The 12,489-nt window shown below is 61.0% G+C and carries 6 protein-coding genes; all 6 read left to right on the top strand.

The window, feature by feature from the left end; translation table 11 throughout:
• Positions 1 to 196: 196 nt before the first annotated feature.
• The 6 genes from rpoB (at position 197) to tuf (ending at position 12,238) form a co-directional block, all read left to right on the top strand.
• Positions 197 to 3,694, top strand: a complete 3,498-nt coding sequence (gene rpoB, locus CYJ17_RS08785) for a DNA-directed RNA polymerase subunit beta (RefSeq protein ID WP_026428291.1) — start codon at positions 197 to 199, stop codon at positions 3,692 to 3,694.
• 45 nt (positions 3,695 to 3,739) lie between these two features.
• Positions 3,740 to 7,627: a DNA-directed RNA polymerase subunit beta' gene (locus CYJ17_RS08780; RefSeq protein ID WP_087070534.1), complete on the top strand. Its 3,888-nt coding sequence runs from the start codon at positions 3,740 to 3,742 to the stop codon at positions 7,625 to 7,627.
• A gap of 302 nt (positions 7,628 to 7,929) precedes the next feature.
• Complete coding sequence (gene rpsL, locus CYJ17_RS08775; RefSeq protein WP_016443111.1) at positions 7,930 to 8,304, top strand: 30S ribosomal protein S12; 375 nt, start codon at positions 7,930 to 7,932, stop codon at positions 8,302 to 8,304.
• Positions 8,304 to 8,774 carry a 30S ribosomal protein S7 gene (gene rpsG, locus CYJ17_RS08770; RefSeq protein ID WP_016443110.1) on the top strand — a complete coding sequence of 157 codons (471 nt, stop codon included), beginning with the start codon at positions 8,304 to 8,306 and terminating at the stop codon, positions 8,772 to 8,774. The genes rpsL and rpsG overlap by 1 nt, the downstream gene beginning before the upstream one ends.
• Positions 8,775 to 8,816: 42 nt before the next feature.
• Entirely contained in the window at positions 8,817 to 10,943 is a 2,127-nt protein-coding gene (gene fusA, locus CYJ17_RS08765; RefSeq protein WP_026428289.1) for an elongation factor G, read from the top strand.
• Positions 10,944 to 11,047: 104 nt separating this feature from the next.
• The gene (gene tuf / locus CYJ17_RS08760) at positions 11,048 to 12,238 is read left to right on the top strand and encodes an elongation factor Tu (protein WP_087070535.1); all 1,191 of its coding nucleotides are present in this window, start codon (positions 11,048 to 11,050) and stop codon (positions 12,236 to 12,238) included.
• Positions 12,239 to 12,489 lie beyond the last annotated feature (251 nt).

Genomic DNA, 12,489 nt, shown 5'->3' with positions numbered 1-12,489 from the left:
GCTGGTATCCCTATGTGTGACCCCTCGCATAGGCCTGGGGTCTTGGTTCTTGCCGTTAAAACGTGTAGTGTAGAAACTTGCGTTGACACTCCTATGCCCTTGATCACCTCCGCAGCGCTTTTCGGCGTGATATCGCGGTTTTCGGTGAGGGTGACTGGATTGTCCTTCTGCCAGATTCGTCAGGGAAGGATCCACTTTGGCTGCTTCGCGCACATACTCGCTCGCTGCACATAACGGCAAGCCGGTTGTTGACCGCGTATCTTTCGCGAAAATCCATGAACCACTGCAAGTGCCGAATTTGCTCGGCCTCCAAACCGATAGTTTCGGTTGGCTGATCGGCTCGGATAAATGGGTCGCGGAAAACCCCGGCGTTCAGTCCGGGCTCGAAGAAATCTTCGAAGAAATTTCCCCGATCGAAAATGCCGCGCAAACCATGGGCCTGGTGCTCTCCGCCCCGCATCTCGAGGAACCGAAGTACTCCATCCTCGAATGCCGCGAACGCGATCTCACCTACTCGGCCCCCCTGTACGTCACCGCGGAATTCCAGAACTACGAAACGGGCGAAATCAAGTCGCAGACCACCTTCATTGGCGACTTCCCGCTCATGACGGACCGCGGTACCTTCATCGTGAACGGTACCGAGCGTGTAGTGGTGTCCCAGCTGGTGCGTTCCCCGGGCGTGTACTTCGAGCGCACCGCGGATAAGACCTCCGATAAGGATATTTACAACACCAAGGTGATTCCCTCCCGCGGCGCCTGGCTGGAATTCGAAATCGATAAGCGCGATGCGGTGGGCGTGCGCGTGGACCGCAAGCGTAAGCAGTCCGTGACCGTATTCCTCAAGGCCCTGGGCATGACGGAATCGGAAATTCGCGAAACCTTCTCCGAATTCCCCATCCTCATTGACACCCTGGAAAAGGACACCGTCCACAACCAGGAAGAAGCCCTGCAGGATCTCTACCGCAAGCTGCGCCCGGGTGAACCGCCCACAGCGGAAGCGGGCCGTACCCTGCTCAATAACTTCTACTTCAACCCCAAGCGGTACGACACCGCGAAGGTGGGGCGCTACAAGATCAACAAGAAGCTGGGCCTGCCGGAGGATAACACCGCTCGCCAGCTCACGCTCACGGATATCACCGCGGCGCTGCGCTACCTGCTTGCCCTCCACCAGGGCATGGATCGCATGGGGGAGGACGGCGAATTCCCGACCATCCTGTGCGCCGAAGGTGCCACCCCGGTGCGCGTGAGCACCGATGATATTGACAACTTCTCCAACCGGCGCGTGCGCGCGGTCGGTGAGCTCATCCAGAACCAGGTCCGCACCGGTTTGGCGCGCCTGGACCGGATGGTGCGCGAACGCATGACCACTCAGGAAGTGGAAGCGATTACGCCCTCCTCGCTCATCAATATCCGCCCGATTGTCGCCGCGATTAAGGAGTTCTTCGGAACGTCCCAGCTTTCGCAGTTCATGGATCAGAACAACCCGCTGGCGGGCCTGACCCACAAGCGCCGCCTCTCGGCCCTCGGCCCGGGCGGTCTGTCCCGTGATCGCGCGGGCATGGAAGTGCGCGACGTGCACCCCTCGCATTACGGGCGCATGTGCCCCATCGAAACTCCGGAAGGTCCGAACATCGGCCTCATCGGTTCGCTGGCCTCCTTCGCGCAGATCAATTCCTTCGGCTTCATCGAAACGCCCTACCGGCGCGTGGTCGATGGCCGGGTCACGAACGAGATCGATTACCTCCAGGCCGGGGACGAAGATAACCACAATATCGCCCAGGCCGAAGCGCCCATCGACGCGGACGGCCACTTCCTGGAAGAAGAAGCGCTCGTGCGCGTTCCGGGCGGCGAACCGGCCCTCGTTCCGGTGGACGAAATCGATTACATGGACGTGTCCGCGCGCCAGATGGTTTCCATCGGTACCGGCATGATTCCCTTCCTCGAGCACGACGATGCCAACCGCGCCCTCATGGGTGCGAATATGCAGCGCCAGGCCGTGCCGCTCATCCGCCCGGTTTCCCCGTACGTGGGAACCGGCTGGGAGATGCGTTGCGCGGTTGACTCCGGTGACGTGACGGTGGCCGCGGCCCCCGGCGTGGTCACCGAAGTGGATGCCGACGCCGTGCACGTGGAACAGGACGACGGCCGCCACGTCATCTACAAGATGTCCAAGTTCGAACGTTCCAACCCCGGCAACTGCATTAACCAGCGCGTGGTCGTTTCCGCTGGGGACCGCCTGGAAGCGGGAACTCTTATTGCCGACGGCGCAGCTACCGAAGGTGGCGAACTCGCGCTGGGGCAGAACTTGCTCGTGGCCTTCATGTCCTGGAATGGCTACAACTACGAAGACGCCATCATCCTCTCCGAGCGCTGCGTGCGCGATGACCTCCTCACCTCGATCCACATCGAGGAACACGAGGTCGATGCGCGTGATACCAAGCTCGGCCCGGAGGAAATCACCCGCGATATCCCCAATGTGTCTGAGGAAATGCTTTCGCATCTCGATGATCACGGGATTATTCGCATCGGTGCGGAAGTGCGCGCCGGCGATATCATCGTGGGCAAGATTACCCCCAAGGGGGAAACCGAACTCACCAGCGAAGAGCGCCTGCTGCGCGCCATCTTCGGGGAGAAGGCCAAGGAAGTTCGCGATACCTCGCTGCGCGTCCCGCACGGCGAATCCGGCATCGTCATCGATATCCGCCAGTTCGATAAGGAAAATAACGACGAACTGCCCTCGGATGTTAATGAGACCGTTCGCGTGTACATCGCCCAGCGCCGCAAGATCACGGTGGGCGATAAGATGGCCGGCCGCCACGGAAATAAGGGCGTTATCTCCCGCATTCTTCCGGTGGAAGATATGCCCTTCATGGAAGACGGCACCCCGGTTGATATCATCCTCAACCCGCTGGGCGTTCCCGGCCGCATGAACCTCGGCCAGGTGTACGAACTGCACCTGGGTTGGGTGGCTTCCCGCGGGTGGGATGCCAGCGCCGCCCGGGAAGCGGGTGAAGAATGGGCCCTGCGCCTGCCCGAAGATACCGTCAAGGCCGCCCCGGGTACCCGGGTTGCCACCCCGGTATTCGACGGCCTCCAGGCCGATGAGCTGGACGGACTGCTCCAGTCCACCCTCCCGGATGCGGAAGGCCACACCCTGGTCAATCGCTTCGGCAAGGCCCGGCTCTTCGACGGGCGCACCGGCGATCCCTTCCCGGATCCGGTCTCGGTTGGCTACATGTACATGCTCAAGCTGCACCACCTCGTGGATGATAAGATCCACGCCCGGTCCACCGGTCCGTACTCGATGGTGACCCAGCAGCCCCTGGGCGGTAAGGCACAATTCGGCGGCCAGCGCTTCGGTGAAATGGAAGTGTGGGCCCTGGAAGCTTACGGTGCCGCACACACCCTGCAGGAAATGCTCACGATCAAGTCCGACGACACCGTGGGCCGCGTCAAGGTGTACGAAGCCATCGTCAAGGGCGATAACGTCCCCGAAGCTGGTATTCCGGAATCCTTCAAGGTTCTTATGCAGGAAATGCGGTCGCTGTGCCTGAATGTGGCAGCTCTCGATGCATCCGGTCAGGTCATTGACCTCCAGGATGCAGAAGAAGATCGCATGCGCGCTGCGGCCGGCCCGGAGGAGCCCGTGCTGCAGACCGGTCTGGAGGATCTGTCCACCGGAGCCGACTTCTAAAATCTCAAATCTTCTTAGTGGCGCACAACATCGGAAGTAGGAATCTTGCTCGACGTTAATCGTTTTGACCAGCTCCACATTGGTCTGGCAACCTCGGATGATATCCGTGCCTGGTCGCACGGTGAGGTGAAGAAGCCGGAAACTATCAACTACCGCACCCTCAAGCCGGAAAAGGACGGCCTGTTCGGCGAACAGATCTTCGGGCCCACCCGCGATTGGGAATGTGCCTGCGGTAAGTACAAGCGGCCGCGGTTCAAGGGCATCGTCTGCGAACGCTGCGGCGTGGAAGTCACCCGCTCGAAGGTGCGGCGCGAACGGATGGGCCATATTGAGCTCGCCGCTCCCGTCACCCATATTTGGTACTTCAAGGGCGTGCCCTCGCGCCTGGGCTACCTCCTGGACGTAGCCCCCAAGGACCTCGAAAAGGTCATCTACTTCGCCGCCTATATGGTGACCGAAGTTGATGAAGAAGCCCGCCGCGCAGATATGCCCACCCTCCAGTCCGAATACGAACTGGAGCGCCGCGCCCTGGAAAAGAACCGGGATGTTGCCCTCGAAAGCCGCCAGCAGGAGCTCGAAAAGGAGCTCGCGCAGGCCGAAGAAGATGGCGCGACCGATTCCCAGAAGCAGAAGATCAAGCGCGCGGCCGATAACGACCTCGCCAAGATCCGCAAGAATACGGATCGCGAACTCGAGCGCCTGGAAACCATGTGGGATCGCTTCACCAAGCTCAAGGTGGGGGATCTGGAAGGCGATGAAGACCTCTACCGCGAAATGGACGCGCACTACGGCGACTACTTCAAGGCCGCCCGCGGTGCGGAAGCGATCCAGGCCCGGCTGCGTTCCTTCGATCTGCAGGCCGAACATGACCGCCTCGTGGAGGTCATCGAATCGGGTACCGCCCAGCGCAAGGCTCGCGCCCTCAAGCGCATCAAGGTGGTCAACGCCTTCCTGCACTCGGATACCAAGCCCGAATCGATGGTGCTTGATGCCCTCCCGGTGATCCCGCCGGACCTGCGCCCCATGGTGCAGCTGGACGGTGGCCGCTTCGCGACCTCCGATCTCAACGACCTCTACCGCCGCGTGATCAACCGGAATAACCGCCTCAAGCGCATGCTGGACCTGGGCGCCCCGGAGATCATGGTCAATAACGAAAAGCGCATGCTCCAGGAATCCGTGGACGCGCTCTTCGATAACGGCCGGCGCGGGCGCCCGGTGCAGGGCGCGGGCAACCGCCCCCTCAAGTCGCTCTCCGATATGCTCAAGGGCAAGCAGGGCCGCTTCCGCCAGAACCTCCTGGGTAAGCGCGTGGACTACTCGGGCCGCTCCGTGATCGTGGTGGGCCCGACCATGAAGCTGCACCAGTGCGGGCTGCCGCGTGTGATGGCCCTCGAACTGTTCAAGCCCTTCGTGCAAAAGCGCCTGGTGGACCTGGAAATCGCCAAGAATATCAAGGCGTCCAAGCGTTTCATCGACCGCCAGCGCCCCGAAGTATGGGACGTTCTCGAAGAGGTTATGCGCGAGCACCCGGTGCTCCTCAACCGCGCACCTACCCTGCACCGCCTGGGCATTCAGGCTTTCGAGCCGCTCATGATTGAAGGCAAGGCGATCCGCCTGCACCCGCTGGTGTGCTCCGCCTTCAACGCGGACTTCGACGGCGACCAGATGGCCGTGCACCTCCCGCTTTCCGTGGAAGCCCAGGCCGAGGCGCGCATCCTCATGCTCTCCTCGAATAACATCCTCAAGCCCTCCGACGGGCGCCCCGTGACCATGCCTTCGCAGGACATGGTGATCGGGCTGTTCTACCTGACATCTCAGGTCGACGGCGCCACCGGGGAAGGCCGCTACTTCACCTCCATTGATGAAGCGCAGATGGCCTATGACATGGGCAGTCTTGACCTCAATGCGAAGGTGAAGATTCGTTTCGAAGCGGACGTTGTTCCCCCGCGCGGCTGGAAGGCCCCGGAGAACTTCGAAGAAGGCGACCGGCTGCTGCTGGAAACCACCCTGGGCCGCGCGATCTTTAATGATTCGCTCCCGGTGGACTTCCCCTACGTCAATGAGACCGTCGATAAGAAGGTGCTCGGCGGGATCGTCAATCGCCTGGCCGAACGCTACGAGAAGGTCTACGTGGCCGCCTCGCTGGACGCCCTGAAATCAGCTGGTTTCTACTGGGCCGGGCGCAGCGGCGCCACCATTGCGGTATCGGACGTCGTCGTACCCGAATCGAAGCCGGAAATTCTGGCGGAAGCCGAAAAGAAGGCCGCGGTTATCGAAAACCAGTTCCTCACCGGCCGTATCGAGGACGAGGATCGCCGCCGCGACCTCGTGGACCTCTGGTCGGAAGTGACGGACGCGATTGCCGTGGAGATGCGCGAAAACTTCACCGCGGATAACACCGTGAACCGAATGGTGTCCTCCGGGGCGCGCGGTAACTGGGAACAGGTCCGCCAGATCGCGGGTATGCGCGGCCTGGTGGCCGACCCGAAGGGCGCGATTATTCCCCGCCCGATTACCTCGAATTACCGCGAGGGCCTCTCGGTTTTGGAATACTTCGTGGCGACCCACGGCGCCCGCAAGGGCCTGGCGGATACCGCCTTGCGTACCGCCGATTCCGGGTACCTTACCCGCCGCCTCGTGGACGTGGCGCAGGATGTTATCGTGCGCGAATCCGATTGCGGGACCAGCCGCGGCCTGACCAAGACCATCGCGGAGAAGGGCGCCGACGGCACCCTCATTCCCGATCCGCAGCTGGATACTTCCGTGTACGCTCGCACCCTCGCGAAGGACGTTGTATCCGAGGATGGCGAAGTGCTGGCGGCTGCCGGAACCGATCTGGGCGATGCGATTATCGAGCATCTCATTGAGAATGGCGTGACCCAGGTTTCGGTGCGTTCCGTGCTGACCTGCCAGTCGCGCACCGGTACCTGCGCCAAGTGCTACGGCCGCTCCATGGCCACCGGCAAGCTCGTGGATATCGGCGAAGCGGTGGGTATCGTGGCCGCCCAGTCCATTGGTGAACCGGGTACCCAGCTGACGATGCGTACCTTCCACACCGGTGGTTCGGCCTCCGCGGACGACATCACCCAGGGTCTTCCCCGTGTGCAGGAACTCTTCGAAGCCCGTACCCCGAAGGGCGAGGCCCCGATCGCGGAAGCGGCCGGCATCCTCCAGATCGAGGATGGGGAGCGCGTACGTCGCCTCATTATTCAGCGCGACGACGCCGAAGAGGACCTTGTCTACCAGGTCTCCAAGCGAGCCAAGCTCTTCGTTCCCGAAGGCGGCCACGTCAATGTTGGTCAGCAGCTCGTGGAAGGTAGCGTGGACCCCAAGAAGGTGCTGCGTATTTCCGGGCGCCGGGTGGCTCAGGAACATATCGTTTCCGAAGTGCAGGCGGTGTACCGCTCCCAGGGCGTGGAAATCCACGACAAGCACATCGAGGTCATCGTGCGCCAGATGCTGCGCCGCATTACCGTGCTGGAAGCGGGAACCACGAAGCTGCTCCCGGGCGAACTCGTGGATGTGGCGCGCTTTGAAGATGAGAACCGCGCGGCGATGGCCGAAGGTGGCAAGCCCGCCTCCGGGCGCCCCGAGCTCATGGGTATTACCAAGGCCTCCCTGGCCACGGATTCCTGGCTCTCGGCGGCCTCCTTCCAGGAGACCACCCGCGTCCTCACCGAGGCTGCACTCAATTCCAAGTCCGATCCGCTCGAGGGCCTGAAGGAAAACGTTATCCTTGGTAAGCTCATCCCGGCCGGTACCGGCCTGGAGACGATGCGCTCGGCCAAGATCGAACCGACTGCCGAAGCTCGGGTGGAGTTCGAAAAGAACAATGGCTTTGCCGCCACCGATTTCGACATGTTCGATGACACCTTCCCGTATACCGACTTCCAAGAGTTCGATCTCGGAGCCGGCTACGGAATGTTCTCCTAAATAAGTTCCCCGGTAGCGGGGGAGTTCCCAGCGGGGCGGCCACGGTGTGGCCGCCCCGCTGCGGCGTCGTCGTAAAAAGAAACGCGGCGCAGAAAAACGGCCCGGGTGGGCCCGCAGCCCGTGTGTTTCCTAACACCTCAGCCCGCGAAGCTTTGACGGCTCCTCGCATTAACCGCTATTCTTGTTTAGGTTGCCTGTTTGCGGGTCTGTTGTGGCGGCCCTCGGCCGTCCCGTAATGAGCGGTGTGCGTTCGGGCAGATTTGGCAAACGTTATAATATTCATCTGTCTATCAGGAGAAGTAGTGCCTACAATTCAGCAGCTGGTCCGCGAGGGCCGCGCGAAGAAGAAGCGCGCTCCTAAGCGCCCGGCGCTTAAGGGGAGCCCCCAGCGTCGTGGGGTGTGCACCCGCGTGTTCACCACCACCCCCAAGAAACCGAACTCTGCGCTCCGTAAGGTTGCCCGTGTTCGCTTGTCCTCCGGCATCGAAGTGACGGCGTACATTCCCGGTGAAGGTCACAACCTGCAGGAACACTCCATTGTCCTCGTTCGCGGCGGTGGCGTGAAGGACCTCCCCGGTGTGCGGTACAAGATCGTCCGCGGCGCCCTTGACACCCAGGGCGTGAAGAGCCGCAACCAGGCTCGTTCCCGTTACGGCGCCAAGAAGGAGAAGAAGTAATGCCTCGTAAGGGTCCGGTTAAGAAGCGTCCGCTGGTTAGCGATCCGGTTTACAATTCCCAGCTGGTGACCCAGCTGGTCAACCGCGTGCTCGTGGATGGCAAGAAGTCCCTGGCGCAGTCCATCGTCTACGGTGCGATGGAAGGCGTGGCGGAAAAGTCCGGGCAGGATGCCCTGGCGGTTCTCAAGCGCGCTATGGATAACATTCGTCCGCAGCTGGAAGTGCGTTCCCGCCGTGTTGGTGGCGCCACCTACCAGGTGCCGGTGGAAGTCAAGGCTGGCCGTTCCACGGCCCTCGGCCTGCGCTGGCTGGTGGAATTCGCGCGCCAGCGCCGCGAAAACACCATGACGGAACGTCTCCTCAACGAAATCCTCGATGCCTCCAACGGCCTTGGTGGTGCTGTGAAGCGCCGCGAGGATACCCACCGCATGGCGGAAGCCAATAAGGCCTTCGCCCACTACCGCTGGTAATCACCAGGGTTATCTGACCCGCGATATAGAAGAGAGCGAAAAGTGGCACAAGAAGTGCTTACGGACCTTTCCAAGGTTCGCAATATCGGCATCATGGCGCACATCGATGCCGGCAAAACAACGACCACCGAACGCATCCTGCTCTACACCGGCATCAACCACAAGCTGGGTGAAACCCATGACGGCGCCTCGACGACCGACTGGATGGAACAGGAAAAGGAACGCGGCATTACGATTACGTCTGCCGCTGTGACCGCGTTCTGGAAGGGTACGCAGTTCAATATCATCGACACCCCCGGCCACGTTGATTTCACCGTGGAAGTGGAGCGGTCCCTGCGCGTGCTGGACGGCGCCATCGCGGTGTTCGACGGTAAGGAAGGCGTGGAGCCGCAGTCGGAAACCGTGTGGCGTCAGGCTGATAAGTACCATGTGCCGCGTATTTGCCTCATCAACAAGATGGATAAGTTGGGGGCTAACTTCGACTTCTCCGTCCAGACCATTCGGGACCGCCTCGGCGCCCACCCGACTGTCATCACCTTCCCGATCGGCGCGGAGAATGACTTCTCCGGCGTGGTGGATGTCCTCAAGATGAAGGCCATCCGCTTCCCCGAAAAGGACGCCCAGGGTAATGACACCTGGGGCGCCGTGGTGGTGGAAGAGGATATCCCCGCGGAACTGCAGGCCAAGGCCGAAGAACTGCGTATGGCCGCCATGGAAGATGCCGCCGAAGCCTCCGATGAACTCATGGAGAAGTACCTCGAGGACGGCGAGCTGAGCACCGAGGATATGATCAAGGGTCTGCGTATCCGCACCATCGCCTCGGAAATCTACCCCGTGTACGCCGGTTCGGCTTACAAGAACAAGGGTATTCAGCCCGCGCTGGACGGCGTGGTGAACTTCCTGCCCGCCCCGATTGACGTTCCCGCTATCAAGGGCTTCAAGCCGGGTCACGAAGAAGACGGCGAAACCGAAGAACGCCACCCGAGCGAGAACGAACCGTTCTCCGCGCTGGCCTTCAAGATTGCGGTGCACCCCTTCTACGGCAAGCTCACCTACATCCGCGTGTACTCCGGTAAGGTTTCGGCCGGCACCCAGGTGCTCAACTCGGTCAAGGGCCGCAAGGAGCGCGTGGGCAAGATGTTCCAGATGCACTCCAATAAGGAAAACCCTGTTGAAGAAGCGCATGCCGGGCATATTTACGCGTTCATTGGGCTGAAGGATACCACCACCGGTGATACCCTCTGCGCCCAGGACGCCCCGATTATTCTTGAGTCCATGTCCTTCCCGGAGCCCGTGATTCACGTGGCGATTGAGCCGAAGTCGAAGGGTGACCAAGAAAAGCTTTCCGTGGCTATTCAGAAGCTCGCGGAAGAGGATCCGACCTTCACGGTTCGTCAGGATGAGGAAACCGGCCAGACCGTTATCGGCGGTATGGGCGAACTCCACCTCGATATCCTCGTCGACCGTATGAAGCGTGAGTTCAAGGTTGATGCGAACGTCGGTGCTCCGATGGTTGCCTACCGCGAGACGATCCGCAAGAAGGTCGATAGCGTCGAATACACCCATAAGAAGCAGACGGGTGGTTCGGGCCAGTTCGCGCGTGTCATCGTCACGTTTGAGCCGCTTGACTCCAACGAAGACGGCGATACTTACGAATTTGTCAACGCCGTGACCGGTGGTCGCGTTCCGCGTGAATACATCCCGTCTGTTGATCAGGGTATCCAGGAAGCCATGCAGAATGGTGTCCTCGCCGGGTTCCCGGTGGTGGGCGTCAAGGCCACCCTGGAAGACGGCGCTTATCACGACGTCGACTCCTCGGAGCTGGCGTTCAAGATCGCGGGTAACCAGGTGTTCAAGGAAGGCGCACGCCGCGCCAACCCGGTGCTCCTGGAGCCCATCATGGACGTGGAAGTCCGCACCCCGGAAGAGTACATGGGCGACGTTATCGGCGACCTGAACTCCCGGCGCGGTATGATCAAGTCCATGGAGGATGCGACGGGCGTCAAGATCGTGCGCGCCAACGTGCCGCTGAGCGAAATGTTCGGCTACGTTGGTGACCTGCGGTCGAAGACCCAGGGGCGCGCGGTGTATTCCATGCAGATGGATTCCTACGCCGAAGTCCCGAAGGCCGTTGCGGAACAGATCATCGCGGAATCTCGTGGTGAATAGTCGCCGGTTTCGTTTACAATAGGTAACTGTTCGGAACAGACCGGATTATGCGCGAGCATCATCCACATAGCTGTAAGTAATTTCTAGAGTCCCAGGAGGGCCCAGTGGCGAAGGCCAAGTACGATAAGTCCAAGCCGCATATGAACATTGGCACCATCGGTCACGTCGATCACGGAAAGACGACCACGACCGCTGCTATCACCAAGGTTCTGTCGGATAAGTACCCGGATCTGAACGAGTACACCCCGTTCGATCAGGTTGACAACGCTCCCGAAGAGCGCCAGCGCGGTATTACCATCAACGTGTCCCACGTGGAATACCAGACCGAGAAGCGTCACTACGCACACGTTGACGCCCCCGGCCACGCGGACTACATCAAGAACATGATCACCGGTGCGGCCCAGATGGACGGCGCGATCCTCGTGGTTGCGGCGACCGACGGCCCGATGGCCCAGACCCGCGAGCACGTGCTGCTCGCCCGTCAGGTTGGCGTGCCCCAGATCATCGTTGCTCTCAACAAGTCCGATATGGTTGACGACGAAGAGCTGCTCGAACTCGTGGAAATGGAAGTTCGTGAACTTCTGTCCTCCCAGGAGTACCCGGGCGATGACCTCCCGGTCGTGAAGATCTCCGCTCTCAAGGCGCTGGAAGGCGATCCGAAGTGGGTTGCTTCCATCGAAGAGCTCATGGACCAGGTGGACAACTACTTCGAGGATCCGGTGCGTGACACCGATAAGCCGTTCCTCATGCCGATTGAGGACGTCTTCACCATTACCGGTCGTGGCACCGTGGTCACCGGCCGTGTGGAGCGCGGTATCCTCAACCTCAACGAGGAAGTGGAAATTCTCGGTATCCGCGATACCCAGAAGACCACCGTCACCGGTATCGAAATGTTCCACAAGCAGATGGACTACGCCGAAGCCGGCGAAAACTGCGGTCTGCTGCTCCGCGGTACCAAGCGTGAAGATGTTGAGCGCGGCCAGGTTGTGGCCAAGCCCGGCACCATCACCCCGCACACCCAGTTCGAAGCTCAGGTCTACGTGCTGAAGAAGGAAGAAGGCGGCCGTCACAACCCGTTCTTCTCCAACTACCGCCCGCAGTTCTACTTCCGCACCACGGACGTCACCGGCGTCATCACGCTGCCTGAAGGCACCGAGATGGTTATGCCCGGCGACAACACCGAGATGTCGGTTGAGCTCATCCAGCCCATCGCCATGGAAGAAGGCCTCGGCTTCGCTATTCGCGAGGGCGGCCACACCGTTGGTTCAGGGCGCGTCACCAAGATCATCAAGTAACTTTGATGCATCTGGGCGCAGCTACCCGGTCACCGGGTAACTGAGCAAAACGTCCGCCGCGAGGCGGGAAGGGACCCTAGCACTGCGCTAGGGTCCCTTTGTTATGCGTGGGTGTTAGGGGCGCTGTGCGGTGCGCCGTTACGCTTGATGCTTGCGTGCCGTACAGGTGCGCCGCTGCGCGATGCGCAACCGCGCGGGGATGCTTGCGCGCCGTCGTATATTTGCACGACGACGCAGAACTTGGCAGAGTG

Origin of the sequence: Actinotignum timonense, from assembly GCF_002860685.3 — a bacterium.
GTDB classification, from domain to species: Bacteria; Actinomycetota; Actinomycetes; order Actinomycetales; family Actinomycetaceae; genus Actinotignum; species Actinotignum timonense.
This window is presented reverse-complemented; position numbering and strand designations above follow the sequence as displayed.